Origin of the sequence: Bacillus tequilensis (assembly GCF_012225885.1) — a bacterium.
In the GTDB taxonomy this organism is placed as follows: domain Bacteria; phylum Bacillota; class Bacilli; order Bacillales; family Bacillaceae; genus Bacillus; species Bacillus tequilensis.
In genome coordinates, this window is record NZ_CP048852.1 from 3,034,772 (window position 1) to 3,060,698 (window position 25,927).

The 25,927-nt window shown below is 41.8% G+C and carries 30 protein-coding genes and 3 pseudogenes; 14 read left to right on the forward strand and 19 right to left on the reverse strand.

What is annotated here, in order from left to right:
* The first annotated feature begins 18 nt into the window (after nucleotides 1-18).
* Complete coding sequence (locus tag G4P54_RS16125; protein WP_167873212.1) at nucleotides 19-432, forward strand: thiol-disulfide oxidoreductase DCC family protein; 414 nt, start codon at nucleotides 19-21, stop codon at nucleotides 430-432.
* A 17-nt stretch (nucleotides 433-449) separates the two neighbouring features.
* Here the strand turns inward: G4P54_RS16125 and G4P54_RS16130 are convergent, their stop codons facing one another.
* The gene (locus G4P54_RS16130; RefSeq protein WP_024712994.1) at nucleotides 450-1,007 is read right to left on the reverse strand and encodes a YufK family protein; all 558 of its coding nucleotides are present in this window, start codon (nucleotides 1,005-1,007) and stop codon (nucleotides 450-452) included.
* A 177-nt stretch (nucleotides 1,008-1,184) separates the two neighbouring features.
* Between G4P54_RS16130 and maeL the strand changes: the two genes are divergently transcribed.
* The 4 genes and pseudogenes from maeL (at nucleotide 1,185) to maeN (ending at nucleotide 5,335) form a co-directional block, all read left to right on the forward strand.
* Nucleotides 1,185-2,786, forward strand: a complete 1,602-nt coding sequence (maeL, locus tag G4P54_RS16135; RefSeq protein WP_167873213.1) for a two-component system sensor histidine kinase MaeL — start codon at nucleotides 1,185-1,187, stop codon at nucleotides 2,784-2,786.
* Nucleotides 2,779-3,486, forward strand: coding sequence for a two-component system response regulator MaeM (gene maeM, locus G4P54_RS16140; protein WP_024712992.1), 708 nt, complete (start codon nucleotides 2,779-2,781; stop codon nucleotides 3,484-3,486). The genes maeL and maeM overlap by 8 nt, the downstream gene beginning before the upstream one ends.
* Before the next feature lie 106 nt (nucleotides 3,487-3,592).
* A pseudogene (locus tag G4P54_RS16145) lies at nucleotides 3,593-3,835 on the forward strand (ABC transporter permease); the annotation flags it as partial.
* 153 nt (nucleotides 3,836-3,988) lie between these two features.
* Nucleotides 3,989-5,335 carry a sodium/malate symporter MaeN gene (maeN, locus tag G4P54_RS16150; RefSeq protein WP_167873214.1) on the forward strand — a complete coding sequence of 449 codons (1,347 nt, stop codon included), beginning with the start codon at nucleotides 3,989-3,991 and terminating at the stop codon, nucleotides 5,333-5,335.
* 37 nt (nucleotides 5,336-5,372) lie between these two features.
* Here maeN and G4P54_RS16155 read toward each other — a convergent pair whose 3' ends face one another.
* Nucleotides 5,373-5,588: a hypothetical protein gene (locus G4P54_RS16155; RefSeq protein ID WP_167873215.1), complete on the reverse strand. Its 216-nt coding sequence runs from the start codon at nucleotides 5,586-5,588 to the stop codon at nucleotides 5,373-5,375.
* Between the two features lie 231 nt (nucleotides 5,589-5,819).
* On the opposite strand from G4P54_RS16155, the gene G4P54_RS16160 reads away from it, so the two are divergent.
* The 7 genes from G4P54_RS16160 to mnhG are packed head-to-tail and all read left to right on the forward strand — an operon-like array spanning nucleotide 5,820 to nucleotide 11,588.
* The gene (locus tag G4P54_RS16160; protein WP_167873216.1) at nucleotides 5,820-8,225 is read left to right on the forward strand and encodes a Na+/H+ antiporter subunit A; all 2,406 of its coding nucleotides are present in this window, start codon (nucleotides 5,820-5,822) and stop codon (nucleotides 8,223-8,225) included.
* Nucleotides 8,218-8,649, forward strand: coding sequence for a Na(+)/H(+) antiporter subunit B (locus tag G4P54_RS16165; RefSeq protein ID WP_024713719.1), 432 nt, complete (start codon nucleotides 8,218-8,220; stop codon nucleotides 8,647-8,649). The genes G4P54_RS16160 and G4P54_RS16165 overlap by 8 nt, the downstream gene beginning before the upstream one ends.
* Complete coding sequence (locus tag G4P54_RS16170) at nucleotides 8,649-8,990, forward strand: Na(+)/H(+) antiporter subunit C (RefSeq protein ID WP_024713718.1); 342 nt, start codon at nucleotides 8,649-8,651, stop codon at nucleotides 8,988-8,990. The genes G4P54_RS16165 and G4P54_RS16170 overlap by 1 nt, the downstream gene beginning before the upstream one ends.
* The gene (locus tag G4P54_RS16175; RefSeq protein ID WP_167873217.1) at nucleotides 8,983-10,464 is read left to right on the forward strand and encodes a Na+/H+ antiporter subunit D; all 1,482 of its coding nucleotides are present in this window, start codon (nucleotides 8,983-8,985) and stop codon (nucleotides 10,462-10,464) included. Before G4P54_RS16170 ends, G4P54_RS16175 begins: the two co-directional genes overlap by 8 nt.
* A gap of 5 nt (nucleotides 10,465-10,469) precedes the next feature.
* Nucleotides 10,470-10,946: a Na+/H+ antiporter subunit E gene (locus tag G4P54_RS16180; RefSeq protein WP_024713716.1), complete on the forward strand. Its 477-nt coding sequence runs from the start codon at nucleotides 10,470-10,472 to the stop codon at nucleotides 10,944-10,946.
* Nucleotides 10,946-11,230 carry a Na(+)/H(+) antiporter subunit F1 gene (locus tag G4P54_RS16185; RefSeq protein WP_003228814.1) on the forward strand — a complete coding sequence of 95 codons (285 nt, stop codon included), beginning with the start codon at nucleotides 10,946-10,948 and terminating at the stop codon, nucleotides 11,228-11,230. The genes G4P54_RS16180 and G4P54_RS16185 overlap by 1 nt, the downstream gene beginning before the upstream one ends.
* Nucleotides 11,214-11,588, forward strand: coding sequence for a monovalent cation/H(+) antiporter subunit G (gene mnhG, locus G4P54_RS16190; protein WP_167873218.1), 375 nt, complete (start codon nucleotides 11,214-11,216; stop codon nucleotides 11,586-11,588). Before G4P54_RS16185 ends, mnhG begins: the two co-directional genes overlap by 17 nt.
* A 37-nt stretch (nucleotides 11,589-11,625) precedes the next feature.
* Here mnhG and G4P54_RS16195 read toward each other — a convergent pair whose 3' ends face one another.
* From G4P54_RS16195 to degQ, 6 genes are all read right to left on the reverse strand, one after another.
* Nucleotides 11,626-12,006 carry a hotdog fold thioesterase gene (locus tag G4P54_RS16195; RefSeq protein ID WP_024713714.1) on the reverse strand — a complete coding sequence of 127 codons (381 nt, stop codon included), beginning with the start codon at nucleotides 12,004-12,006 and terminating at the stop codon, nucleotides 11,626-11,628.
* A 17-nt stretch (nucleotides 12,007-12,023) separates the two neighbouring features.
* The gene (comA, locus tag G4P54_RS16200) at nucleotides 12,024-12,668 is read right to left on the reverse strand and encodes a two-component system response regulator ComA (protein ID WP_024713713.1); all 645 of its coding nucleotides are present in this window, start codon (nucleotides 12,666-12,668) and stop codon (nucleotides 12,024-12,026) included.
* Nucleotides 12,669-12,748: 80 nt separating this feature from the next.
* Nucleotides 12,749-15,055, reverse strand: coding sequence for a sensor histidine kinase (locus G4P54_RS16205; RefSeq protein WP_167873219.1), 2,307 nt, complete (start codon nucleotides 15,053-15,055; stop codon nucleotides 12,749-12,751).
* A 15-nt stretch (nucleotides 15,056-15,070) separates the two neighbouring features.
* On the reverse strand, nucleotides 15,071-15,292 hold the full coding sequence (gene comX / locus G4P54_RS16210; RefSeq protein WP_024713711.1) for a competence pheromone ComX: 222 nt from the start codon (nucleotides 15,290-15,292) through the stop codon (nucleotides 15,071-15,073).
* Nucleotides 15,289-16,158, reverse strand: coding sequence for a polyprenyl synthetase family protein (locus G4P54_RS16215; RefSeq protein WP_024713710.1), 870 nt, complete (start codon nucleotides 16,156-16,158; stop codon nucleotides 15,289-15,291). Before G4P54_RS16215 ends, comX begins: the two co-directional genes overlap by 4 nt.
* A 184-nt stretch (nucleotides 16,159-16,342) precedes the next feature.
* Nucleotides 16,343-16,483, reverse strand: coding sequence for a degradation enzyme regulation protein DegQ (degQ, locus tag G4P54_RS16220; protein ID WP_003220708.1), 141 nt, complete (start codon nucleotides 16,481-16,483; stop codon nucleotides 16,343-16,345).
* Nucleotides 16,484-16,944: 461 nt separating this feature from the next.
* Between degQ and G4P54_RS16225 the strand changes: the two genes are divergently transcribed.
* The gene (locus G4P54_RS16225) at nucleotides 16,945-17,313 is read left to right on the forward strand and encodes a YuzC family spore coat inner layer protein (protein ID WP_024713708.1); all 369 of its coding nucleotides are present in this window, start codon (nucleotides 16,945-16,947) and stop codon (nucleotides 17,311-17,313) included.
* On the opposite strand, the gene pdeH is transcribed toward G4P54_RS16225, so the two are convergent.
* The 7 genes from pdeH to G4P54_RS16260 form a co-directional block, all read right to left on the reverse strand.
* Nucleotides 17,289-18,518: a cyclic di-GMP phosphodiesterase gene (pdeH, locus tag G4P54_RS16230; protein ID WP_167873220.1), complete on the reverse strand. Its 1,230-nt coding sequence runs from the start codon at nucleotides 18,516-18,518 to the stop codon at nucleotides 17,289-17,291. The two genes, G4P54_RS16225 and pdeH, sit on opposite strands and share 25 nt — an antisense overlap.
* A gap of 134 nt (nucleotides 18,519-18,652) precedes the next feature.
* A complete protein-coding gene (locus G4P54_RS16235) occupies nucleotides 18,653-20,125 on the reverse strand; it encodes a nicotinate phosphoribosyltransferase (RefSeq protein WP_024713706.1) in 1,473 nt (490 codons plus the stop codon).
* Between the two features lie 15 nt (nucleotides 20,126-20,140).
* Nucleotides 20,141-20,692 (reverse strand): cysteine hydrolase family protein, encoded by a 552-nt coding sequence (locus G4P54_RS16240; protein ID WP_167873221.1) that lies wholly within the window; start codon nucleotides 20,690-20,692, stop codon nucleotides 20,141-20,143.
* 96 nt (nucleotides 20,693-20,788) lie between these two features.
* Complete coding sequence (locus tag G4P54_RS16245; protein ID WP_167873222.1) at nucleotides 20,789-21,187, reverse strand: YueI family protein; 399 nt, start codon at nucleotides 21,185-21,187, stop codon at nucleotides 20,789-20,791.
* A gap of 71 nt (nucleotides 21,188-21,258) precedes the next feature.
* Complete coding sequence (locus tag G4P54_RS16250) at nucleotides 21,259-21,507, reverse strand: YueH family protein (protein WP_167873223.1); 249 nt, start codon at nucleotides 21,505-21,507, stop codon at nucleotides 21,259-21,261.
* Nucleotides 21,508-21,579: 72 nt separating this feature from the next.
* Nucleotides 21,580-21,801, reverse strand: a complete 222-nt coding sequence (locus G4P54_RS16255) for a spore germination protein (RefSeq protein ID WP_024713702.1) — start codon at nucleotides 21,799-21,801, stop codon at nucleotides 21,580-21,582.
* A 60-nt stretch (nucleotides 21,802-21,861) separates the two neighbouring features.
* On the reverse strand, nucleotides 21,862-22,971 hold the full coding sequence (locus G4P54_RS16260) for an AI-2E family transporter (protein ID WP_167873224.1): 1,110 nt from the start codon (nucleotides 22,969-22,971) through the stop codon (nucleotides 21,862-21,864).
* 107 nt (nucleotides 22,972-23,078) lie between these two features.
* Between G4P54_RS16260 and G4P54_RS21585 the strand changes: the two are divergent.
* A pseudogene (locus G4P54_RS21585) lies at nucleotides 23,079-23,368 on the forward strand (DUF2283 domain-containing protein); the annotation flags it as partial.
* Nucleotides 23,369-23,408: 40 nt separating this feature from the next.
* Here G4P54_RS21585 and G4P54_RS16265 read toward each other — a convergent pair.
* From G4P54_RS16265 to G4P54_RS16280, 4 genes and pseudogenes are all read right to left on the reverse strand, one after another.
* Nucleotides 23,409-23,645 carry a YuzF family protein gene (locus G4P54_RS16265; RefSeq protein WP_167873225.1) on the reverse strand — a complete coding sequence of 79 codons (237 nt, stop codon included), beginning with the start codon at nucleotides 23,643-23,645 and terminating at the stop codon, nucleotides 23,409-23,411.
* Nucleotides 23,646-23,832: 187 nt separating this feature from the next.
* Nucleotides 23,833-24,363, reverse strand: coding sequence for an HD domain-containing protein (locus tag G4P54_RS16270; protein WP_024713699.1), 531 nt, complete (start codon nucleotides 24,361-24,363; stop codon nucleotides 23,833-23,835).
* A gap of 283 nt (nucleotides 24,364-24,646) precedes the next feature.
* Nucleotides 24,647-25,213 (reverse strand): dihydrofolate reductase family protein, encoded by a 567-nt coding sequence (locus tag G4P54_RS16275; protein ID WP_167873226.1) that lies wholly within the window; start codon nucleotides 25,211-25,213, stop codon nucleotides 24,647-24,649.
* A gap of 128 nt (nucleotides 25,214-25,341) precedes the next feature.
* Nucleotides 25,342-25,825 (reverse strand): annotated as a pseudogene (locus tag G4P54_RS16280) (transposase); the annotation flags it as partial.
* Nucleotides 25,826-25,927: the final 102 nt, after the last annotated feature.

Genomic DNA, 25,927 nt, shown 5'->3' on the forward strand with positions numbered 1-25,927 from the left:
AAGATAGGAGGGGATCTGGTGGCACCAGAACACATTCCAAATCGCGTTTTGCTCTTTGACGGTGTGTGCAATTTATGCAATGGCGCCGTGCAATTTATCATTACACGTGATCCAGAAGGATTGATCTCTTTTACATCGCTGCAGTCGGAAACAGGACAGAGCCTGCTGAAAAAAAGCGGGCTCCCGACTGATCAGTTTGACAGCTTTGTCTTTATTGAAGACGGTCAAGTGTACACAAAGTCAACTGCAGCTATTAAGGTTTTCAGGCATCTGCGAGGCCCGTGGCGGCTTTCCGTCCTGTTTTTCGCTGTGCCGAAGCCTGTCAGAGATACGGTCTATTCTTTCATTGCCAAAAACCGCTATAAGTGGTTCGGCAAAAAAAATGAATGCATGCTCCCCTCTCCTTCTATTCAAAAAAGGTTTTTACCATAAACGAAAAAATGGCTAGCTTACACAGGTAAGCTAGCCATTATGCTATTATAAAGCTTGATAAATATGAACAGAATACCGATAACAAAGGTAAACCAAAACAGCAGTTCCAATAGAATGAATCCGACTAATGACATAAGAGAAAGCGTCGAATAAATCCGGTATACGATAAACACAAAGTAAGCGAGCGTGACGACCGCAAACCAGATCACAATCCAGACGATATTGTGCAAGAGCACAAAGGATAAAATCCCGCCGCCTAAATAAATCATGGAACCCATTCTGATTTTTTTCAGATTGTTCCCTTCCGGATCATTGGCAAAAAACAGCAACGACAGCTCAGTCACGGTATTCGCAATTAATTTCAGAGCGGACAGAACCATGAAATATAAAAGTGCAAAGGCCGCAAATAACGCAAGCCTGATCCCTTTCTCTGAAAAATAATCGAGCATTCCATCATACATTCCAAATGAGGACAGCATCTTCATTGCATAAAGTGAAGTTGAAATGGATAAAGACGAACTAAAAAGCAGGATCGCAATCAGAGGAAAGTATCCTGTCAAATAAGTATTTTTCATATAAAAAAGTCCCTTTCTATAATCTACCTCATTTATTATGGAGGACTTAAAACACATTGACAAGATAAATTATTCCATTTTTTCTCCTTTTTACGAATTACGGTCCCAAATCTTCACAAAGCAGCATTTTGAGGGTAAAGTAGTACGCAGGAATCATAAAACATAAGGAAGTTTACGATGAAAAAAACATTGAAACTGCAAACCAGACTCACCATATTTGTTTGTATCGTTGTGTTAATCGCACTGCTCATTACATTTTTTACAGTCGGTGCCCAAACCACTAAACGAATTAGAGATCAGGAAAAGGCCACAGCGCTGCAAACTGCTGAAATGGTAGCCGAAGCGCCGATAACAGCCTCTGCTTTGGAAAGCGGAACAAACCAGAAGGAACTGCAAAGCTACACAAAGCGGGTTCAGAAAATCACCGGTACGGAATTTGTTGTTGTCATAGATATGAACGGCATTCGCAAAACACATCCTGACCCGAGCAAAATCGGAAAAAAATTCAGGGGCGGTGATGAATCCGAAGTATTAAAAGGGCATGTCCACATCAGCACTGCCTCCGGCACGCTCGGAAAATCGCAGAGAGCCTTCGTTCCTGTCTACGCGAAGAATGGAAAACAGGTCGGGGCGGTCGCTGTCGGCATCACCGTAAATGAAATTGATGAAGTGATCAGCCATAGCTTACGTCCGCTCTACTTTATTATCTGCGTCAGCATTTTCGTCGGTGTAATCGGAGCTGTTATCGTCGCCCGTACGGTGAAAAATATCATGTACGGACTTGAGCCTTATGAAATTGCGACTCTTCTTGAAGAACGCAGCGCCATGCTGGAATCAACGAAGGAAGGAATTCTCGCTGTTGATGAACACGGCAAAATCAAGCTTGCCAACGCGGAAGCAAAGCGACTATTCGTGAAAATGGGCATCAGCACAAATCCTGTTGATCAGGATGTCAATGACATCTTGCCGAAAAGCCGCTTAAAAAAGGTCATCGAGACAAAAAAACCGCTTCAAGACAGAGATGTCCGCATTAACGGATTAGAGCTGGTATTTAACGAAGTTCCCATCCATCTGAAAGGACAAACTGTCGGAGCAATTGCGACATTCCGGGACAAAACCGAGGTAAAACATTTAGCCGAACAGCTTTCCGGTGTTAAAATGTATGCAAACGCACTGAGAGCGCAGTCTCATGAATTTATGAACAAACTGCACGTGATATTAGGTCTCGTCCAGCTGAAAGAGTATGACGATCTTGGAGAGTATATTAAAGATATTGCAATTCAGCAAAAATCAGAAACAAGCGAGATTATAAATGATGTCAAAAGCTCCGTACTGGCCGGTTTTCTGCTTGGAAAGCAGAGCTTCATACGGGAGCAGGGCGCAAATCTTGATATTGAATGCAGCGGTGTCATCCCCAATGCGGCAGACCCTTCAGTCATTCATGAACTCATTACCATTATCGGAAATCTGATCAACAATGCCTTGGACGCCGTTGCCAATATGCCGAAAAAACAAATCACCATGTCCATGCGTTTTCATAGCGGCATACTGGATATTGAAATTACCGATACCGGAGCCGGCATGTCGGAAGAAGATCAAGCCAAGGTGTTTGAACAAGGCTATTCAACGAAGGGCAAAAACCGGGGATTCGGCCTTTATTTTACACAGCAAAGCATCGAAAATTTAAAGGGTCAAATGATCCTCACAAGCGAAGAGAATGAAGGAACGACATTCAGTCTTCGTGTCCCGTACGAACCGAAGGAGGAAAACCATGATTAATGTACTAATAGTTGAAGACGACCCCATGGTGGGTGAATTAAATAAACGATACTTAAGCCAAATAGATGGCTTTCAGCTGAAAGGCATTGCCTCTTCCTTTCAAAGCGCTCTGCATATTTTAGGAGAGCATCACATCGACCTCATTTTGCTCGATATTTACATGCCGGGGAAAAACGGGCTGGAACTGCTGACGGAATTGAGAGCCCAAAATGAAGCGGTTGACGTCATCGTCATCTCGGCGGCCAGCGAGCTGGACGTAATCAAGAAAACACTTCGTTACGGAGCTGTTGATTATTTAATCAAACCGTTTGAATTCGAACGTTTCCAAACTGCCCTGTCTGATTACAGACGAAAACAAAAGGTCTACTCAACTCATCGCAACATGAGCCAAAAAGAGCTGGACGCCGAGCTTTTTCAAAAGAAAGAAGCGACAGAAAAGGTGCAGCTTCCTAAAGGCCTGACAAAAAGCACGCTGAAGCTGATTTGGTCCAGTATCCAGTCGTTTGAAAATGACTCTTTTACAACAGAAGACTTGGCAAAGCATACAGAAATCTCTCAAGTATCCATAAGAAAGTATTTAAAATTTCTTGAAGATATACAAGTTCTGAATGTGGAAATGGCGTACGGAACAATCGGAAGACCGGTATTTCAATACAATGTCAACACAGGAAACCTTAACGGAATTAAGCAATATTTATAAAAAAACGCACTGTTCACTCCGAGCAGTGCATTTTTTTCTGTTACATCTCTTGCCAAGATAATAATTGATTCTATTGGTGAAAAGCTATGTCTCGGCGGCGGTGTGTGTGTATGCCTCTGCGATTGCACTTGATTTTACGCACTCTGCCATCTCCGGGCAAGGTTTTATCATACTTGCAGCGCTTGTATTCGGAAAATGGCAGCCGATTGGGGCACTGCTTAAGCACCATCAGTCCACTGCTCGCTCTTTTTAAAGACAAGCCAAATGTGTATTAACGTTTTCGTTTTGAACGGCTTTATCGGACGCACAGATGCCGAAAGCAAATGGCGTGCCTTATATAAAACGATAAAATATTCCTCCCGGGAAGACGCTTCTCGGGGAGATTCTCCTAATCCAAATGACCCTATTAATTTAATTGTTTATTAGTTTTTTAAATTAAAAAACTATAATATGTTAACGCTTTCTTGTAGACTGTAACAAACAATACATGGGGGTGTATGACATGGGAGCAATTCCAAAAAAGGGGACAATTTCACCTGAGCAAAAAGTCACACAGGAGAAAAATCCGTTTCAAAAAATATGGTCCTGGGAGATCGGTGTGATTCCTCTGCCATTATACACAGTGTTGGCTATTATTATTATTCTTGCAGCCTATTACAATAAACTGCCCGCAAATATGCTTGGCGGTTTTGCCATCATCATGATTCTGGGTGTGTTTCTTGGGGACATCGGCCAGCGCATTCCAATATTGAAGGATATTGGCGGCCCAGCTATTTTATCGTTGTTTGTTCCTTCATTTTTAGTCTTTTACAATGTGCTGAATTCAACATCTTTAGACGCTGTAACCAACTTGATGAAAACGTCTAACTTCCTTTATTTCTATATTGCTTGTCTTGTTGTGGGAAGTATCCTTGGAATGAACAGAATTGTTTTAATACAGGGATTTATCAGAATGTTCGTTCCGCTGGTTGCCGGAACGATCGCAGCCGTTGCGGCCGGCATCCTTGTCGGATTTATTTTTGGCTACAGTGCTTACGATTCCTTTTTCTTTGTTGTTGTTCCGATTATTGCCGGGGGAATAGGCGAAGGAATTTTGCCGCTCTCAATTGCGTATTCACAAATCCTCGGTTCATCCGCTGATGTGTTTGTATCACAGCTGGTCCCTGCCGCTATTATCGGAAACGTTTTTGCAATCATCTGTGCCGCCTTAATGAAAAAGCTTGGCGATAAGCGTCCAGATCTAAACGGGAACGGACGTCTCGTCAAATCTAAAAAAGCAAATGAGATTTTCAATCAAAAAGAAGCCGAAGCAAAAATTGATTTTAAACTGATGGGAGCCGGTGTGCTGCTCGCTTGTACATTCTTTATTTTCGGCGGGTTATTGGAGAAATTCATTTTCATTCCGGGCGCGATCTTAATGATTATTTCAGCGGCGGCTGTCAAGTATGCGAATATTCTTCCGAAAAAAATGGAGGATGGCGCTTACCAGCTATATAAGTTTATTTCTTCTAGCTTTACATGGCCGCTGATGGTCGGCCTCGGCATCCTCTTTATTCCGTTGGATGACGTAGCGTCTGTGATCTCTATCCCGTTTGTCGTCATTTGTATTTCAGTTGTTGTCGCGATGATTGCTTCTGGATATTTTGTGGGCAAGCTGATGAACATGTACCCTGTTGAATCCGCAATCGTTACCTGCTGCCACAGCGGTCTTGGCGGAACTGGTGATGTTGCGATTTTATCAGCATCCGGAAGAATGGGCCTTATGCCGTTCGCTCAAATTTCCACCCGCCTCGGCGGTGCAGGCACAGTCATTTGTGCGACAGTTCTGCTTCGTTTTTTCACTTCATAATCAGAAAAAGAGTTCCGTTATATGCGGAACTCTTTTTTTATCTGTTCACAATCCGGATATACTCTCGGGGGCCAAACGGCAGATCCTTTGATTCCATTTCACTCATTCTGGCTGACAAGTGGTGCTCCAGTAAATACAGTTCCCACTCCTCACCGGCCGCCGCACCGCTGCGCCCGTCATATTGATTCAAAATGAATGCCCCTGCAAATACTGAGCAGAATAAACCTGAGCACATCAGTACCTTTCTCTTCATATGACCAGCTCCTTACATTCAGCTTGATCCGGATTGATTTTAAATATACAAATGATCTTATTTTTGTTAGAATTATTTTCGAGGTCAAAAGAACTCGTAAAATTCTATTGCAGCAGTTCGAAGCATGGCGGCTTCCAAAAAAGTGCGATATAATTTGGACTAGGTCGTTTGACCGTATATTTGATACATAGCGATTTTTCAATTGAGAACGAGAAAAAGGAGGTCTTATCTTTGCAGCTCTTACATTTTGCTATTTTAGCACCTTTTTTATTTGCTTTTATCATTCCTTTCTTGGCAAAATACGCAAAAAGAGTGCACACGGGCTGGTTTGTGTTGATCCTGCCCGTCTTGCTGTTTATATACTTTCTCTCAATGATCAGAATGACACAATCTGGAGAAACACTGCGGTCGGTATTGGAGTGGATCCCTTCACTTGGCATTAACTTTACTGTTTATATAGACGGTCTCGGATTGTTATTCGCCTTGCTGATCACAGGTATCGGTTCTTTGGTCACTCTTTACAGCATTTTTTATTTATCGAAAGAAAAAGAACAGCTTGGACCCTTTTATGTCTATTTATTGATGTTCATGGGTGCGATGCTCGGTGTCGTTTTAGTAGACAATGTGATGGTTCTCTACATGTTTTGGGAGCTGACAAGCCTTTCATCCTTCTTGCTGATCGGCTATTGGTACAAGCGTGAAAAATCGCGCTACGGCGCCGCCAAATCCCTTTTGATTACAGTCAGCGGCGGTCTGTGCATGCTCGGCGGATTTATTCTCCTTTATCTGATCACAGATTCCTTCAGTATTAGAGAGATGATTCATCAGGTTCAATTAATTGCCGGCCACGACTTGTTTATCCCGGCTATGATTCTCATTTTATTAGGGGCTTTTACGAAATCCGCGCAATTCCCTTTTTATATCTGGCTGCCTGATGCGATGGAAGCTCCGACACCTGTCAGCGCTTATCTCCATTCAGCAACTATGGTGAAAGCCGGCATTTATGTGATTGCGAGATTCAGTCCGATTTTCGCCTTTTCAGCCCAGTGGTTTTGGATCGTTTCCCTCGTCGGTCTCTTTACGATGGTTTGGGGCTCATTCCATGCCGTGAAACAAACGGATTTAAAATCGATTTTGGCGTTTTCAACCGTCAGCCAGCTCGGTATGATCGTCTCCATGCTCGGGGTCAGTGCTGCGGCGCTTCATTACGGCCATACAGAATATTATACAGCTGCCGCCATGGCTGCCATTTTTCATTTAATCAACCACGCTACATTTAAAGGAAGCTTGTTTATGGCAGTCGGGATTATTGATCACGAAACAGGCACACGGGATATCCGGAAGCTCGGCGGATTGATGGCGATTATGCCGATTACGTTTACCATTTCCTTAATCGGGACGTTTTCAATGGCCGGCCTTCCGCCGTTTAACGGATTTTTGAGTAAGGAAATGTTTTTCACAAGCATGCTTCGCGTGACACATTTCAATCTGTTTAACGTGCAGACATGGGGCGCTTTATTCCCTGTTCTTGCTTGGGTCGGGAGCGTGTTTACATTTATCTACAGCATGAAGTTGCTGTTTAAGACTTTCAGAGGAAGTGACAAGCCTGAGCAGCTTGAAAAACAGGCTCATGAGGCACCAGTTGGCATGCTCGTGTCACCAGTCATTCTGGTGGCGTTCGCAGTCAGCCTCTTCTTTTTCCCGAATATCCTGTCCTACAGCCTGATAGAGCCTGCAATGAACTCAATCTATCCGACACTGCTGGACAGCCATGAGAAATTCCACGTTCACATTTCACAGTGGCATGGTCTTACAACGGAAGTGCTCATGACTTTAGGAATTATTGTTCTCGGCACGATCGGTTATTTGACGATGAATAAGTGGAAAGGAATCTATAAGCTGTTTCCTTCGAAGCTTACACTCAACCGGTTATACGACAAGCTCGTGACGCTGATGGAGAAAGGTTCCTACCGGGTCACAAGACAATATATGACTGGGTTTTTAAGAGATTATTTGCTGTATATCTTCGCTGGTTTCATCATTCTGATGGGAGGCGCTTTTGTCATTAAAGGCGGGTTTTCCTTTACGACGGAAGGCATGGCTAAAATCGGCGTATACGAAATCATTTTGACGCTTGTCATGATCAGCGCCACAGCGGCGACTGTTTTTGCCAGATCAAGACTGACGGCGATTATCTCACTAGGTGTTGTCGGTTATACGCTCGCATTGTTTTTTGTGATCTTCAGAGCGCCGGACTTGGCATTGACTCAGCTTGTCATTGAAACGATTTCTGTCGCGCTGTTTCTGCTTTGTTTCTACCATTTGCCGAAACTGCGGCTGAAAAAGAGAACGAGAACGTTTCGGATGACGAACCTTATTATTTCTTTAGGCGTCGGTATTATCGTCACTCTGCTCGGCATCGCGTCTTCTAGCCAGCGCACCAAGGACAGCATTGCATCCTTCTTCACAAAACACAGCCACGATCTCGGCGGGGGGGATAATGTCGTCAATGTCATCCTCGTTGATTTCAGGGGCTTTGATACGATGTTTGAAATCACGGTGCTGACGATTGCCGCTCTTGGCATTTACAGCATGATTAAAACAAAAGTAAAAGAGGAGGGGAAGAGCGGTGAATGAACAAAAAACAAATGACATCATTCTTCAAACCGTGACAAAGCTTGTATCCTTTATCATTTTGCTTTTCTCTTTCTATTTATTTTTATCGGGGCATAACGCGCCTGGAGGAGGATTTGTCGGCGGGCTGATCACATCCTCTTCCATCGTTCTCTTGCTCCTGGCATATGATTTAAAAACCGTGCGTTCGATTTTGCCGGTTAATTTCATTTATGTCGCGGGAGCCGGCCTTCTGCTCGCTGTATTAACCGGCGTTGGCTCCTTTGTATTCGGGACTCCTTTTTTAACCCACACATTCGGATACTTTCAGCTGCCGATCCTTGGGAAAACGGAGCTCGCCACGGCGACGATATTTGATTTAGGCGTTTATCTTGTTGTCGTAGGCATTACGATGACCATTATTCAAACGATTGGAGAGGAAGAATAATGGAAATCTTAATGGCTGTTTTAGCCGGTTTTATTTTTATGGCCGCTACGTATTTGCTGCTGTCTAAAAGCCTGCTTCGCGTCATTATCGGAACAGCACTGTTAAGCCATGGCGTCCATTTAATGCTTTTAACTATGGGAGGATTAAAGAAAGGCGCCGCTCCGATTTTGAGCGAGCATGCCAAATCATTTGTCGATCCGCTTCCGCAAGCCCTGATTTTGACGGCAATTGTCATTTCATTTGGCGTTACATCATTCATCCTCGTCATGGCCTTTCGGGCTTATCAGGAATTGAAAACGGACGATATGGATCAAATGAGGGGAAATGATCAACATGAATAATTTTGTTATTTTGCCAATCCTGATCCCGCTCCTGTCGGCCATTTTGCTGATTTTCATGACGAAGAATCTGATGCTCATGCGAATTTTCAGCACTGCGGCGTCAGCAGTCGGGATTGTGATCGGCGGCATACTTGTACAGACTGTCTTTACTAAGGGGATCCAGACACTCAATTTAGGCGGCTGGAAAGCCCCGTACGGCATTGTGCTGGCCGCAGACCAATTCGCCAGCCTGCTCGTTCTGACAACAGCGGTAATCGGTTTATTGGTTGGGCTTTATTCCTTCCGTTCCGTCGGTGAAAAACGCGAGCATTCCTTTTATTACTCCGGTGTGCAGTTTTTGCTTGCCGGTGTCAGCGGAGCGTTTTTAACAGGCGATTTATTTAATATGTACGTATTTTTTGAGCTGCTGCTTATTGCTTCCTATATGCTGATTGTATTAGGCGGCACAAAAATTCAGCTGCGGGAGTCCATTAAATATATTGTGTTTAATATCGTGTCGTCGGCCATGTTTGTCATCGGCGTCGGCTTTTTATACGCGGTAACCGGTACGTTAAATATGGCGGACTTAAGCGCCAAAATCAGCGAATCCGGGCAAACCGGGCTGATTACTGTCATCGGTGTCCTGCTGCTGATTGTATTCGGCATGAAGGGCGGAATCTTCCCCCTTTACTTTTGGCTTCCAGGCTCTTATTACGCGCCTCCGGCGGCCATCTCCGCGTTGTTCGGCGCTTTGCTGACAAAAGTCGGTTTATACGCGATCACGAGAGTTTTCACATTGATTTTCATTCACGATACAGCCTTTACCCATCAGCTGATGATTTGGCTGGCGGCGCTGACTGTGATTTTCGGTGTGATCGGTTCACTCGCTTATTCGGATGTCATGAAAATTGTGATCTACAATATTATCACCGCAGTAGGCGTGATTTTGTTTGGGGTGGCAGTCCATACTCCCGCATCCATTCAAGGCGCGATTTACTATCTGATTCACGATATGCTGATTAAAGGCGCTTTATTTATGCTGGCAGGAACGCTGATCGCATTGACTGGAACAGCCAGCCTGCATAAAATGGGCGGGCTGATCAAACGCTACCCTGTTCTTGGATGGATGTTTTTCATTTCAGCTATTTCTCTTGCGGGCATCCCGCCTCTCAGCGGATTTGTAGGCAAATTTAAAATTGCAGAGGGCGGCTTCGCGGAAGGTGAATTTACTATTTCCATGCTGATTCTGCTGTCGAGTCTGCTCGTACTATACTCTGTGCTGAGGATCTTTATACATGCGTTTTGGGGCGAAGAAAAAGAAACACCAAAACCAAATCATCGAACCGCTAAAGGTCTTCTTTATCCGGCAGCTCTTTTTCTCTTGCTGTCTCTGCTCTTCGGACTGGGTACAGAATGGGTGTCACCTTACGTTGATCAAGCGGCCGAGACGCTGCTGAATCCGGAAAAATATATTGAAGCTGTTTTGAAGGAGTAGATCGCATGGCATTTCAAATTTTATTAAATGTGTTTCTCGCTTTTTGCTGGATGTTCTTGAGCAATAATCCAAGCGCCACAGGATTTCTCGCAGGCTATATTCTGGGAATGCTCACGCTCTTTTTCTTCCGGCGCTTTTTCACACGCCAGTTTTATCTATGGAAAATGTTTTCTATCATCAAGCTCTTTTTGATTTTTCTAAAGGAGCTATACCTTGCCAATGTCAGTGTGCTGAAAACAGTCCTATCGCCGAAACTGAATATCAGACCGGGCATTTTCGCTTTTAAAACAGAGCTGACGAAGGATTGGGAAATCACCCTGCTGTCACTGCTCATTACCTTAACGCCGGGAACCTTGGTGATGGATATTTCCGATGACAGGACGATTCTTTATATTCACGCGATGGATATTGAGGATGCGGAAAAAGCTATTTTTGATATCCGGGAGTCATTTGAGAAAGCGATACAGGAGGTGAGCCGCTGATGTTTACGCTGATTCTGCAAATCGCGCTCGGCATCATGGCAGTGTCTACCTTTTTGTATGTCATTCGTGTCATTAAAGGGCCGACTGTGCCTGACCGGGTCGTGGCTCTGGATGCAATCGGCATCAACCTGATTGCGATCACGGCGCTTGTCTCCATTTTGCTGAAAACAAGTGCGTTTCTGGATATTATTTTGCTGCTGGGGATTTTATCGTTTATCGGAACGATCGCATTTTCCAAGTTCCTGGAGAAAGGAGAGATTATCGAAAATGATCGAAATCGCTAAAGTCGTCGTGGCTGTATTCATTCTCCTCGGCTCTCTTGTATGCCTTGCCGCTTCATTTGGGACACTTCGCCTTCCTGATATGTATACACGCTCACACGCTGCTTCAAAAGGCTCAACGTTAGGCGTCAATATGGTACTGCTCGGTGTCTTCTTCTTTTTGTGGTTTATAACCGGAGAACTATCAGCTAAAATCCTCCTTGGGATTTTCTTTATCTTTATGACGTCGCCTATCGGGGGACATTTGATCTGCCGTGCTGCGTACAACTCCGGCGTCAAGCTTGATGAGAAAAGCGTACAGGATGACTACAAGGGGATCAGAAACTTTGTGATTAAACGGAAAGAGGATTCCTACTTATAAAATAAGCAGCCGGACAGGCATAGTTCCGGCTGTTTTTTTATTTCTTGATGACAGCCAGCGTGCATCTGGATATACAGATCAGCCTCTCTTGCTCGTCATAAATGTGAACTTGATAGACAATCGTCGTTCTGCCTATATGAACGGGTTCGGCCACCGCCTTTACCGTTCCTTCCTTTACGGATTTTACATGGTTGGCGTTGATCTCTAAACCGACACAGGCCTGTGTTGTGTGATCAATCAAGTTCTGCGCGCCCACACTCGCTGCAGTTTCCGCCAGAGCCACTGAAGCGCCTCCATGCAAATACCCGAACGGCTGCACCGTCCGATGATCCACCGGCATGACCGCAACGCATCGTTCCGCTGTGTTTTCAACAATCTCAATTCCAAGCGCTTCAAGCAATGTGTGTTTCGTATCCATCATATACACCCCCTTATTTACAGTACACCATCTGACTTCGCAATCAAAACCGCTTCCGTCCGGGAACCGACATTCAGCTTATTGAAAATCGATGTCAGGCTGTATTCAATGGACCGCTTGCTTAAATGCAGTGCATCTGCGATTTCTTGGTTTGTAAATCCCTTTTCAACTTCTTGAAGAATCAGGCATTCTCTAGGTGTGAGCACATCTTGTTCTTTTTGAGAGGAAGGAGCCGGCTTTGTTTTTTGCTGCGTCATCAGCTGTTTAAAATAAGCAAAATCGACTAAAATTTCTCCGTTGAGTACGTGGTATATGTATTGGGTGATTTTTTCTTTAGATTCGGTTTTGCTAATGGCACCGTGCAGACCCGCACGAATTGCTTCCTCAAAATAATCCTCGACCTCATAACCGGTATAGACGATAATTTTGCAATGAGGACACTCTTGTAAAATCAGTTTAGAAAGCTCCATCCCATTGACCTCGCCGCCTAAATTCAGGTCCATTAATATAAGATCATACGACGAGAAATCGTGCTGCTTGATAAACTGTTCACTCGGTTCGGGACTGAGACAATCAACAGACAGATTCGAATCCGTTTCCAAAATTGTCTTGGTGCCTTCCATGACAGCCGGATGGTCATCAATCACTAGTATCTTTTTCATGTTTTCCTCCCTTTTACTCACTCTTTTTCATTTTATAAAAAAGACTTGGCTTGTGCCAAGTCTTTTCCGTTATAAAACCATTACAATTCAATTTCAATATCAGCCTTAAAGCCCTTTCCTTCACTTGTTTCAATCCGAAGGCGTCCATCTAAAGCCCTGACTCTCTCCTTAATTCCAGAAAGCCCCATACTCAGAGAATGTTCATTATTTTTTTCTTGGTCAAACCCTACGCCATCGTCCTCATAATGAAGAACGATTTTGTTTTGAATACTGATAAGCATAATCAGCACATCCGTCGCCTGAGAGTGCTTGACCGCATTAGACAGAAACTCTTGAATGATCCGGTACAAATTCAGCTGCGAATCCAGATCAAGTGAAGCCGTAAATCTGCCCGTATTTAAACGGATATGAAACGGCACCCGCTCCTGCTGCTGCGCCACCAGCTTGGACAGCGCCTTCACCAGCCCAAGATCATACAGAAGCTGCGGCCGCAGCTCATGACACGTCTCCCTCGTCATCGAAATCACATCAGACATCTGTTCATTCATCTGAACAAGCTTGTCCTGCACATCTTCCCGGCACGGATTATCGTCCTTCTTAAATTCAGCCAAAAACAGCTCACACTGTCGTTTTAAAGAAATCAGATCCTGAAGGACGGAATCGTGAAGATCGCGGGCGAGATCAGAGCGTTGTTTTTCTTCGATGGTGTACATGAGTTTTTTGAGCCAGACAGGGTTTGATTCTTGTTGTTTTAAATCCTCAAGATGCACCATCAACTCTTCGATTTTCATTACGTTTTCCAATGAGACATTTGTATAGAACGCTAATGTTTGAAGCCATGCAATTTCATCTCTTGTTAATTTAAAAGTATTATAACTTGAGAAACAGAGTACTAAAAACGATCTGTCTCCTCGTTCACCTATTTTAATAATAAAACCTTGTTTAAACTCTTTAATTTTACCGATATCACCAGAAAAGCTTTTCACATATTGCTCATAATTCTTATAAGTGAGATCTTTAAAGTTATTCTTGCTAAGGAGGATGATTTCCCCTTTAGAATTATCATACACGCAAGCATTATCTATGTTTAATACTTCTAGGATTGTATTTTTAAAGTGATCAAGTACTTGATCTACCGATGATGCTTGCTTAATTAATTGAGTAAATTTAAAAATTCCATCTTGATAATTAAATTTCTCTGTAAATCTTTTCAACTTAAAACGAAAATCAATAATCTCTTTAAAGTAAAAGACAGCAAACATAAGCAAATATATAACAACTGTTAGTTTAACAGAATAAAAGTTATCTTTTGGTTTTTGAATGTAATTAAATATGGTGACCACAATAACAGTAGGTGTAATTGCTAAAAAACCATAGTATTTAAGCCGTCCTACAACAAAGTCAATATTATAAAGTCTATTTGTCATAAATTGATACACTAAAGAAAAAGGTATAACAAGTGTAAAAGCTGCCAAACTAAAGGGTGAAAGATACTTATCAAACAACACATATGGAATAACAAAAAAGATAATAAAGGGACTAAAAGACAGGATATTTATATAAGCAAGGATTTTTAAAATTGACTTTTGCTCATTTTGTTTGATTTTTCTAATCCCTTGATGGATAAGGATAGCTACAGTAAGGACTAGGACAAAAAAGGAAATCAAGTTCAAGTTAGACAAAAAAGCCGAAGAATTTAATCTATTACTCAAAACAGCTTCTAGTAACAGGTTTACGAGTGGAAGTATATACATTATGATTAAAATCTTCTTTTTGAATAACTTAGTGCCCAATTCCGCAAAGTATTTATATATGAAATGTATATATAAAATTGGACAACTTACTAAAGTAAGGACAAGCAGGTAAGTGCTAACCTCTTCACCTCTTCTTGCCCCGCAGGCACTTACATATGCTACTGATACAAATAACAAAAATAAGATTAAAACAAAAGCAGAAGATGATTTTCTTACTTTATTTATTCTGTAAACAAAAAATATACAAAATAAACAGATTGAATAAGATATGAGTGGAATGAGATACATAAATAAATTTTCTTCACTTATTAGGCTTACATTTTGCAAATGAAATGATTTATTATCTCTCTCAACAGTTAAGCTTTCTACGTTGACCAATCTTCCGCTCTCTAACTGGATTTCGCTTCCTTTTTGCCCATTCACTTCAAGAATGATGTCACCTTTTTTTACACCTGAATAATATTTATAATCCACAACTTTGGTAACCTCTAACTTACCCTGTTCATTAATCTTCACATCCGCACCTACAAAGATATTAAAAACAGAAATATAAGAGAGGTAGATCACATAAACAAAACTTAAAATGATAAAAGCTAGAGACAAATATTTATAGACGTTATTATTTATGTGCATCTCATCATCCCATAATTAAATAAAACTTTTTCTTTTATCATCCTCAAAAAAATTACTGATAGCTTCAATTGGAGGCCAATTGCTTGTTCTCGGTGCCTCTCCTTCTTCAAACGCATATAATATTGCTTTCTTTTCTTTTTCATTTATATTTAGCAAGGTTAAGTTCCCCTTCTTAAATTGATCAAACGCTTCCGGGTTGTTTGCTAGATGGCTTATAATTTTGTCAATATGTTTCAATTTATATTCCCCCTTAATAATTGAACAAATAGTTTATTCTTATTTTGTTCATCTAATCTCAGTTTTTTGAATGATTCTTTAAAGTTTTCCAATGCTATATTTTTAATAACATTCAAATATTGTATTACACCTGATTCTCGCAGCTTCTTTTTCAATTCGTCCATATTATTTATCTGATTATTTTCTTGCGCATAAAAATTTAATAAGTCAATCGATGATTGGTTATATTTATTTTTAAGATAGTAGAAGGCTAGATTGTGTCTAGTTTTTATGTCATTATTGTCAGGATAATATAACCCATGGTGATCATTCGCAATTTGCTCGACTATGCCCAAATAATGTGAATACTCATCGACTGTTTCATTAAATTCACCAGTTGCCAAATATACACCTAGTACATTAGGCAATGTTACAAGAGAACCTGACTTAAGTTTAATCATTTCAATAAACTCTGATTCTGAAGAGCTTGTTACATTTAAATCTGCATGTTGCCCTTGTAAAGATTGAAGTGAATATTGTAAAGTCAGACGTAAATGTTGTGGATTGTTAGAAACTAAACTTATCACTTGCAAACTTAATGTATAAAGTGCGGTAGCTGCGTTAATCACTATCGAAGGATCTATTTTCATCCAAGAAGCCTGAAGATTGTCCTTATCCTCTATATCGTCAAAAATGTCAGCAGATAAAATTAAAAGTTCTATACCAGAGGCCAACAACTCAATTGCTGTATCATCTTTTCCGTCAAATGCTATGTAATGGTGATAAGCTAATTCTGCGAATGAAAATTGTTTTTTTTCTTCAATAAAAGAAATAAGTTTTGTTTTTAAGTCTTCATTCGAAATATTTTCATGTACAATCTCCTTCATTTTCTCCTTTATCCGGACAGAATCTAAACATATCTGCTCAATAACGACTTCCCCCCTCCCATTCCATTTTACTAAATGGAACATTTAAAGGACAGCAGGTTTTTCGTTTTTTAACAATCATATAATACTTTATCCATAATTTGTATGGATAGAACAAAAAAAAAGACTTGTTTCCAAGTCTTTTTCACGAAATTTTCATTGCATAATTGTATTTATCGAGCTGATCAATGCTTTTGTTAATGTTTCGTAATGAATCTGTCGTTTCTTTAATATCAAGTTCGAGTCGGAATAACAATTGTTTTACTTCTTCAAGTTTCTTTTCCATCGTTTCCACACTCCTTTTTTTGAAAGATCAATGAATTGTGTATGGTGAACGAGTCCTAGGTATTTGATCTGTTACTAATAGTGTATCTGCTTTTGGCTTATTTTTCACCGAAAAGTATACAAAAAAGTCCTGCGTGACACCGCAAATATCAATAGATCTTTATACCTAATGCAATCAAATGGAGAACAGGACTATTTTTCTATTCTCAAGAGCGTATCTTTCTGCTGAAATTGAGAAAGATTCTTAATTCCCTTGATTTTAAGGTGTTTCGTCTTTTTATTAAGTGAGACTATAGTCCTCATTGCCGCATTTTCAAAATTGAATAGGCGATTTTTGGCGTATCCTGACCGACAAACACCGAAAAAGACCGCAACGTTATAATTGAGGCCTTTTCGCTTTGTCATATTCGGCAATTAGCGCTCTATACATATAGAAACATCCCTTTTGTGTGAGGTGCTCCCATGAGATATCGTTATCCCTGGTTTTACGCCTATCCGTATGAGATTCGCCGCCCGCCAGCTTCTCCTGCCAATACAGATATCTTTATCCGTTCAGCGAAGCAGGCCGCAGGGCTGTTCGCCGATGCCCAGCTCGTTCTAAGCCGCATTGCGGGCTCTGGGGAGCTCTCGCGCCGCATCCTGACTGCAGCCGAGCAATCGGATAAACAAACTGTAAAGCGTCTGATCAAACAAATGGGCGTCAGGCATGAAGTGGATGCGGGCTTTAATCCCGATGGCATCTACATCAGCCTCATCGGAACGCAAAGCCGAATGATTCTTGCGTTGCGATGGTCAGAAAACCGCAATCATTTTGCGTCCATAAGCTTATGACACCACTCGAGAGCCTCAAGATAACATTCATACGCTTCTTCTTTATCCAGTTCTTTGCCTAATTCTGTGCAGGTGTCCCAGTTGTTGCTTTCGATTAATTTCACTAGCTCAAGCATTTGGTAGTAGTCGTTTTGATGGCCTAACAATGCTTGCCCGACCTCATCTTTTAAAGGCAGTTCTTGGAGAATCTCCTCTATTTCTCTATGCAGCAGGGTGTCTATAAGAGAAAACATTCCGATCAGCATATAAGAAGCGGGCTGCGGCCGGGCTGTTTTTTTCGCCAGCAGTTCACAAAGCTTTGCTCTCATCAAAGAAATCTTTATGATCTCGTGCTTGCTGGAATTCCCTTTTCTGCTTAAATCCTTAAAGGAAAGGATATATATCCACCGTTTGATTTCATTAAACCCCAGAAGCATAATGGCCTGCTGGATGCTTTCAATTTTCTGGGTCAAACGGCTGTGGGATGAGTTTAAAAATTTTAAGATTTGATAGGACAGTGATAAATCCCGCTCTATGTATTCTGTCACACGCTTTATGTTAGGCTGCTCTTTGCTCAATTCATTAAGCAGTTCATAGTATGAATAAAAATGAGTCGACAGATCATGCCCGCTGATGATGCGCGGCTCGCTGAAAAAGTAGCCTTGGAATAATTGAAAGCCGTCTTGGACCGCCTGTTTATACTCTTTTCGGGTCTCTACTTTTTCCGCCAAAAAAATCAAGCCGTTACAGCTGTAGGCTTGCAAAATTTTTCTGCGTTCCATGCGTGTTGTTTTGAGAAAATCAATTTTCAATATATCAATATAGCTCATGAGTTTTTCCAATAAGTCTTCATTTTGCGGGTTTATTGCATAAAAGTCATCGAGCGCCAGCATATATCCCATTTTTTTCAACTCTTTGCATCTAGAAATGAGGGCCGGCGTGACCGGTATATCTTCAAGGATTTCAATGACAAGCTGTTTCGGATTGAAGGAGGTGGGAAGGTCTGAATACATCAGGCTTTCCGTAAAATTAACAAAACAGCGTTTTCCTTCCGTCAGCTTCTCAATACCGATGTTTAAAAAGCTGTTGATCACCAAATCTGTTGTTGCCTGATCGCCGTCTTTAGCGCTATATACATTCTCTTCGCTTTCTCTATACAGCAGTTCATAAGCAACAACCTGTTCTTTTCTATTAAAAATAGGCTGTCTTGCAACAAACACCCTCATTGGTTTATCCCCCTTACAATACGCGCGGCTTTCACCCTAAGTATATCAAATAATTTGTAGAAAATTGTCTAAACATGAAAAATAATATATTCATAAAAAAACTGGCCTCCTCGCGAACGAAAGGCCAGTTTTCTTTATTCTTCCTCAAGCTCTTCATCAAGTCTGCTTTTCACTTCGTGAATCCGCTGCATTTTATTGCTCCAGCAGTCCTCACTTAAATCAACCGGATATTCCTCCGGCTTGCTGATTCTCTTATATTCCTCCCACAGCAGGCTGAGGTTATCCTGCACATATTGCTGTATGTCTGAGATCTCGGGGTTTTGGTAGCAAAGAATGCCTTTTTCAAAAATCAGCTCATGAAGGTCCTTTGCATAAAAATTCGTGACAAATTTACTGATGAATGTATGAACCGGGTGGAACATTCTGAGCCGCTTCTGATCATTCACCTGCTCATCATAAAGCGCAATATAGTCGCCTTCAGAATGATGATTGGACTGATTGATAATGCGGTACACTTTCTTTCTGCCCGGTGTCGTCACTTTTTCAGGATTGGATGAAATTTTGATCGTATCGACCATTTTTCCGTCTTCTTCGATGGCCACAAGCTTGTAAACCGCGCCGAGAGCCGGCTGGTCATAGGCTGTAATCAGCTTCGTACCGACCCCCCAGACATCAATGCGCGCTCCCTGGGCCTTTAAATTCATAATGGTATGTTCATCTAAGTCGCTTGAAGCAATGACTTTCGCATCTGTAAACCCTGCTTCATCAAGCATTTTCCGGGCTTTTTTTGACAGGTACGCCAAATCTCCGCTGTCGAGGCGGATGCCGATGAAATTGATGCGGTCACCGAATTCCTTGGCAACCTTAATCGCATTCGGCATGCCCGAACGAAGCGTGTCATACGTGTCGACTAAGAAGACGCAATCCTTGTGCGTTTCCGCGTATTTTTTGAAAGCTGTATATTCATCGCGGTAAGCCTGCACCAGCGCATGCGCATGTGTGCCGGATACCGGTATATTAAAGCGCTTTCCGGCTCTTACATTACTCGTTGCGCTGAAGCCGCCGATTAAGGCTGCTCTCGCTCCCCACATGGCCGCATCCATTTCATGCGCCCGTCTTGTTCCAAATTCAAGTGCGACTTCATCGCCGATAACGCCTTTAATCCGGGCTGCCTTTGTGGCGATTAATGTTTGGTAGTTCACAATGTTCAGCAAAGCCGTTTCAATCAGCTGCGCTTCTACCAGCGGAGCCTCCACCCTCATAATCGGCTCATTGTTAAATACAAGCTCTCCTTCTTTCATGGAATAAAGTGAACCTGTAAACGTTAAGCCGCGCAAATATTCAATAAAATCTTCATGATACCCGAGTTCATCCTGTAAATAATCCAGGTCGCTGTCCGTAAACTTAAAATTTTCCAAGTATTCGATGGCTTTTTCCAAGCCCGCAAATACCGCATAGCCATTTTCAAACGGAAGTCTTCTGAAAAAAAGCTCAAAAATCGCTTTCTTTTCATGAATGCCATCTCTCCAGTATGTTTCCGCCATGTTGATTTGATAAAGGTCTGTATGTAATGACAGGCTGTCATCTTTAAATCCATACTCTAACACTGTTTTTCCCCTTCCTTACTCTGCCACTTGCGCTCCGATGCTGTTTGCAAAATGGGAAAGAGCCCACGTGTGCCCCTCCTGATTAAAGCTGGCAACAGCCTGTTTGTGCACAACAATCCGGAAACCTTTGTTGTAAGCATCAACCGCTGTATGCAATACACAAATATCTGTGCAGACACCGGCAAGATGTACTTCGCCAATCTGCCGCTCTCTGAGTTTGAGCTCTAAATCAGTTCCCGCAAAAGCAGAATATCTCGTTTTTTCCATGTAGTAAACATTTGGTTCATGTTCATGTTTCTGATATAGAGGCAAAAGCTTTCCGTACAGATCTTTTCCTTCCGTACCGTTTATATTATGCGGAGGAAAAAGACGGGTTTCAGGATGATATTGATCCCTTTCATCATGAGAATCAACTGCTAATACGGCGTAATCACCGTTTGTGATGAATGCTTCGGTCAAATTGACGATCGCCTCTTCAATCATTCTGCCGGGCTCCCCGCAGGTCAATTTTCCGTCACTCGCCACAAAATCATTCGTATAATCAATACAAATAAGTGCTTTTTTCATAGCCGGCCTCCCTGCCATCAGTATGAAAACATTATAGCTTATCTCCAGTTGTAAGTGAATTGCCATGAATAAAAAGACAAACGGTCCGTTTGTCTCTTAAGATTTCAGCACTGACCGGTTAAACATGTCGTCCTGAACATATATCAATTCACGATTCACAGCGATGTCAGACGCAATGACAAGACCTAAAGGCGTATGAAACTGAAGATCGGATACGATTTTGAAGTGCACGCCGTTCCGGTTTGCCATTTGGATATAGGGAGAGTAAGACTGGTACTGAAGCTCTCCATTAATTAAAAGAGTAAGGTTTTTGCTGCTTTTGAGCTCGTGCTCCGCTTCTTCATACGGCTTGCTTCTGAGCACCTGTCCTTTTGTCAGTGCCAATAGCACTCTTTCCCTTAATGAGCCTAAAAACAAATGGCGTTCGTCAGGCTTTGTCTCCAGAGGCCCGTACATTCCTTGCTGCAAATAGAGATCCATTTTTTCTTCACTCAAAAGCTCGTCCTCCCGGCTTGTTTGTCTTCATTATCACCTGATCAGGCAGGAGCTAAACTTTCAACGGCGTTTTACATTTCTGTTACCCAATGAATGATTTTTTTTGCCAGCTCACCAGCCGGGTCTTCCTCTGTATGCCGGCGCAGCGAGGCTTCCAGCCGTTCAGGCAGAGACGTTTTATCTTCTTCATAGGAAATGACCGTACTCCACTCCAGCTGCGGAACCGCTACAAGCGTGCGCAGTTCTTTTCTGTTTTCATGCAGATACACGTCTGTGATCATTCCGGTTTCCGTCGTGATATTCGCTTTTCTAATTTTCATAACATGACCTCTCTATTTAAAGATTAACCATATTATACAATAAAAAAGCAACAGCCTCTCATGAAAAGGCTGTTACCCGTTAAACGAGACTGTTTCATCAATGATATCGGCATCTTTGAAAGATGTTTTACTCGTTTGGTTATTAATTTTCACAAAATCACCGAGCTGAAAGGTGCCTGACCCCGCCCCAGAGTGAGCGACGCTTTTGGGCGAAATCGCAAACACATCTCCAAAGCTTGCCGCGGCACTACCCGTAACTGACATAATATAAATCGGACCCACAATCGCAGGCATTTCCCCACCTCCGCATTAATTTACACCATCATATGCAGAGATAGGGAAAGGGTGCCCGCCTTATTCAGCAGACTCTGCGTTTTCTTCCAGACGTGACCGCTGGCGCAGTTTGATTAAACGGACAATATTCAAGAAGAACGCCTTCACTACCGCGTAGACCGGCACCGCTAAAATCATGCCGAGAATGCCGCCGAAGCTTCCCGCTCCGATCAACAGCAAAATAATCGTAAGCGGATGCGTATTCAGCCGCTTTCCGATGACAAGAGGAGAAAGCAGATTCCCGTCGAGCTGCTGAACGACGACAACGACAATAATCGCAAACAGCGCTTTTGCCGGCGAGTCCATAAAACCGATAATGACAGCTGGAGCAGCGCCGAGAAAAGGCCCGACATAAGGAATGATATTGGTAATCGCCATGACAATCCCAAGAATCAAGGCATACGGCAGCCCGGCAATGGAATAGCCGATAAAACACGCTGTTCCGACAAAAAGACAAATTAACAGCTGTCCCTGAAAATAAGCTGCAAGCGTATCGGATAAATCTTTAAAAATCTTCAAGCCTTCCTTCCGATAAGAAGCGGGGAGAATTTTGACTGCCAGGTTCGGAAAGCGGTGTCCGTCCTTCAGCATATAAAAAAGGATAAATGGAACAGTAATAATAACAAGCGTGATGTTTGTTACGACGCCAAACACCGCAGATAAACTGGACGTAATATTTTGCGGCAGGTTTTGGAGAAAGCTTGTCAGCGACTGTTCAATTTTTGATATGGATACATAATCCTGATTCATCATCCAGGTAAACCATTGGGAATGGGACAAATCTTTTGTCAGCCCCTGAATTTGTTTTATATAATCAGGAAGATTGTTGAACAGCCCGGTCACTTGCGATGTAATGATAGGTCCGACCGACGCTGAAGCGAAGGCCAGCAAACCGATAAACAGTAAATAGATCAATAGAATGGATAATGTCCGCGGAATTTTTTTCTCAAGGAGGCGGACGACCGGATTAAAAATGAAATACAAAATTCCCGCAATCAGCATCGGGAAAAACAATGTCGAGATAAACACAATAAACGGCTGAAACACAAATGAAACCTTTGTTGATACGTAAATAATCAGCAAAACAAATAAAATCTGCAATGTCCAAAAATGGACTTTTGATTTCAACAAGCTTTGTTCCTCCTAGTTTTTCTTTGTCTGTCAGATAAAAGGACTAATACCCCATTATTGTAACAAAAATGAACCCATATCAGAACTCTTAATATAATGAAGGGATATTGGTGATGAATGATTGTATCCTGCTCGGCCAAGACGGCAAAATCACAGGATTCGAATGTGTTAGTGAGACAGCACGGCTCTGCGCCCCGTTTGCCGGGAAATCCCGATGATATGTAAAAGATGCGGACGGCTTTCAATTTCGTGTTCGTCAATATATTTCAACCCGTTCCAGCTATACAGTGTGCGGTGTCACTTTTTCTCAGATGGCGGTCTTCAGGAATTTGCCGGTTTTGATCTTGACGAATCGATGGATCACAATCCGTTTTTGCAGCGCTTAACCGAAAAATAGGACGTCACGGTGTACGCCTATTTTTCACGCGCAAGCACTGTTACACCCGCTCACTGTAATCTGGCGTAACGGAAATCATGTGCTGGATTCTGATCAAACAAACAGCATTTCGTGCTCCTTCAATTGTGATATGGTCAGGTTTTACATCGATCAGTCTGCCTCTGACCGTATCTCGTACTGTCTGTATAACGAACCTTGAGCCGATAAGCTTTTTAATGGTCTGATAGACATAAGGATCGACTAAAGAGACCAGTTGCGGACTACCTTGGTTGACCATACTTCAATCCCCTTTTTATGTTTTATCTCAGTTTATGCCGCAATGATGGTTAATGACACAGGCTTACCTGATAAAACGAGGGCTGCTGGGCCTTTGGGGGAATATGTGTGGAAGCGGGTGTATAGAGGAAAAGGTGATGAAGCGAAACAGCGAAGAAAGCTGGCGCTGTTCCGTGTAAAAGCGGGACTTATACAGGCTTTATTATAGATGACAGGGCTTGATCGATTAATTGGTCCAGCTTTACTATTTTTTCACGTGCTGTTGAAGGATCGATTTGGCGGTAATGATGGTGGCCGCCCGGCTCTTCATCAAGTTCGTCTGCTTTTTTGACAATCTGCTGCAGCGTATTTTTATCTAATTCACCTTCAGGCAGATAGGAGTCGGTATGAAGCAAAATGGCAAGGGCAATCTCTTTTGCGGCTTTCGGTTCCTCACCAAGTCGAATCAAAAGCTTATGCGCCCGTTCCGCTCCTTTGATGGCATGAATGTCATTTCTTTTGTATTTCTCATAATCCCACTTGCCGTCTGTATACCATTCATAATGGCCGATGTCATGCAATAGCGCAGCTTTTGCAGCTAAATCAGGGTTGATGTCAGCCTTTACAGACAGCCTGTATGCATGATAAGCGCAGGCAATCGCATGGGCCACGCCGGAACGCTGCAAATATTTTTGTGCAATTGGATGGGTGAAAACATCCATTAATGTAACCTTTCTCATGGAAACCCCTCCTTAAGATATTTTTAGAATCCTAACATAATTTGAAGAGAAACTCAATCCTTATGTCACATCATTGTTATACCCTAAAAACAGGGTTTCAGTCAGTATATGCGGCTGTTCAACAAATTGCGCGGACTGTTGTCTTTTTTATAAAGGCTCTTTAAAATTTAATGTTGATAATTCCAAATATTAAGAGGAACCCATTATTTATGGATTCCCCTTGTACTGTCGAGTATTGCCTTATCATATTTATTACAATATATATTTTGGAGTGAAAGATTTTTCAGCCATTCCAATGATAAATGATTTGCACAACCCCAGAGGAAAATGTTCTTGTATTAATCATTTTTAAATTTATCCTCTGTTTTAAATCAATAAACAACGGTTTTCCCTCTCCCAAAACAACAGGATGAATAGATAATCTAAATTCATCAACAAGCCCCAAATTTATAAATGTTGTAATGAGACTCGCTCCACCATATAGCCAGATGTCTTTACCAGACGTTTTCTTCAATTTATTTACTTCTTCAAGAATATTATCTTTTATAAATATAGCTTGATTATCAATCTCATTTTGTGTTCTGGAAAAAACATATTTCTTTTTACTATGAACCAATTTCCAAATTTCCTTTTCGGTATCAGGATCTTCATTTTTTGGAGTGTATTGTCCCCATAAATCGTAGCTTTTTCTCCCATATAAAATAGTATCAACTTGATGTAAGAAATCAGTAAACCCCATCTCAGGGTCCATAATGCACCAATCAACTTCTCCATTTTTCCCTTCAATAAAACCATCTAAAGTAACTGCTAAATCTAAAATGATTCTTCTCTGTTTTAAGTTATTTGTCATACCGATTCATCCTTTTCCCATTCAGATGTTGATTCTTCTGTCCCGTTGAATAAGAATGACACAACGAATTTAGATAATCGCAGACTATTATCAGTATCTAGGCTCTCCAAGCATCTGCGACAAGCACCTTTTCGTGGTTTTCGTTCAGTAATACACCGTTGACCTTTTTGAGAATACAGGAAATAGATCTCGTCAATTTCAACGATACCATCAAAATGCTCAAAATCTATTTGTTTTAAGGCATTTAGCAGTTTGTGCTTTTCGATTAAAAACCTAATCCAAATAACCCCTGCGATTTTAGCCGATTTTCTCAGGGAATATCCCTTGAACATACAGTCATTTCCTTTGACGCCACAAGACGGTATTCGGTGTGTCAGTGAAAGTTTTGCCACAGCATTTACAGTGATACCGTTGCCGACCATTATACTTTCCAAATCGAACAACGTGTTCTGATGAACAATGGGACACTCAATTTTATCCTTGAAGCGAGTTTCTCTCATTTCATTGATTAATCTACCACCAAGCAGAGGAAGAAGGTTCAATATAGCGTTTAACCCATTGATAAGCCTGTTCTTTTTGTGTATGTGGCAATTTGCCGATATACTTGAACAAGTTGCTAAACGCTTAGCTCACCTTGATAATAAATCGAACATCAGTTCCTTTTTTGATCATATCAAGAATTCGGATAAATATCAACATTTACCTTTAACAGAG

Bases quoted from the DNA above. Each gene is read 5' to 3' on its own strand.
- G4P54_RS16130 (WP_024712994.1), bottom strand. From the start codon at position 1,007: ATGAAAAATACTTATTTGACAGGATACTTTCCTCTGATTGCGATCCTG.
- maeL (WP_167873213.1), top strand. From the start codon at position 1,185: ATGAAAAAAACATTGAAACTGCAAACCAGACTCACCATATTTGTTTGT.
- maeM (WP_024712992.1), top strand. From the start codon at position 2,779: ATGATTAATGTACTAATAGTTGAAGACGACCCCATGGTGGGTGAATTA.
- maeN (WP_167873214.1), top strand. From the start codon at position 3,989: ATGGGAGCAATTCCAAAAAAGGGGACAATTTCACCTGAGCAAAAAGTC.
- G4P54_RS16155 (WP_167873215.1), bottom strand. From the start codon at position 5,588: ATGAAGAGAAAGGTACTGATGTGCTCAGGTTTATTCTGCTCAGTATTT.
- G4P54_RS16170 (WP_024713718.1), top strand. From the start codon at position 8,649: ATGGAAATCTTAATGGCTGTTTTAGCCGGTTTTATTTTTATGGCCGCT.
- G4P54_RS16175 (WP_167873217.1), top strand. From the start codon at position 8,983: ATGAATAATTTTGTTATTTTGCCAATCCTGATCCCGCTCCTGTCGGCC.
- G4P54_RS16180 (WP_024713716.1), top strand. From the start codon at position 10,470: ATGGCATTTCAAATTTTATTAAATGTGTTTCTCGCTTTTTGCTGGATG.
- G4P54_RS16185 (WP_003228814.1), top strand. From the start codon at position 10,946: ATGTTTACGCTGATTCTGCAAATCGCGCTCGGCATCATGGCAGTGTCT.
- mnhG (WP_167873218.1), top strand. From the start codon at position 11,214: ATGATCGAAATCGCTAAAGTCGTCGTGGCTGTATTCATTCTCCTCGGC.
- G4P54_RS16195 (WP_024713714.1), bottom strand. From the start codon at position 12,006: ATGGATACGAAACACACATTGCTTGAAGCGCTTGGAATTGAGATTGTT.
- comA (WP_024713713.1), bottom strand. From the start codon at position 12,668: ATGAAAAAGATACTAGTGATTGATGACCATCCGGCTGTCATGGAAGGC.
- G4P54_RS16205 (WP_167873219.1), bottom strand. From the start codon at position 15,055: ATGCACATAAATAATAACGTCTATAAATATTTGTCTCTAGCTTTTATC.
- G4P54_RS16215 (WP_024713710.1), bottom strand. From the start codon at position 16,158: ATGAAGGAGATTGTACATGAAAATATTTCGAATGAAGACTTAAAAACA.
- degQ (WP_003220708.1), bottom strand. From the start codon at position 16,483: ATGGAAAAGAAACTTGAAGAAGTAAAACAATTGTTATTCCGACTCGAA.
- G4P54_RS16225 (WP_024713708.1), top strand. From the start codon at position 16,945: ATGAGATATCGTTATCCCTGGTTTTACGCCTATCCGTATGAGATTCGC.
- pdeH (WP_167873220.1), bottom strand. From the start codon at position 18,518: ATGAGGGTGTTTGTTGCAAGACAGCCTATTTTTAATAGAAAAGAACAG.
- G4P54_RS16240 (WP_167873221.1), bottom strand. From the start codon at position 20,692: ATGAAAAAAGCACTTATTTGTATTGATTATACGAATGATTTTGTGGCG.
- G4P54_RS16250 (WP_167873223.1), bottom strand. From the start codon at position 21,507: ATGAAAATTAGAAAAGCGAATATCACGACGGAAACCGGAATGATCACA.
- G4P54_RS16255 (WP_024713702.1), bottom strand. From the start codon at position 21,801: ATGCCTGCGATTGTGGGTCCGATTTATATTATGTCAGTTACGGGTAGT.
- G4P54_RS16265 (WP_167873225.1), bottom strand. From the start codon at position 23,645: ATGGTCAACCAAGGTAGTCCGCAACTGGTCTCTTTAGTCGATCCTTAT.
- G4P54_RS16270 (WP_024713699.1), bottom strand. From the start codon at position 24,363: ATGAGAAAGGTTACATTAATGGATGTTTTCACCCATCCAATTGCACAA.
- G4P54_RS16275 (WP_167873226.1), bottom strand. From the start codon at position 25,213: ATGACAAATAACTTAAAACAGAGAAGAATCATTTTAGATTTAGCAGTT.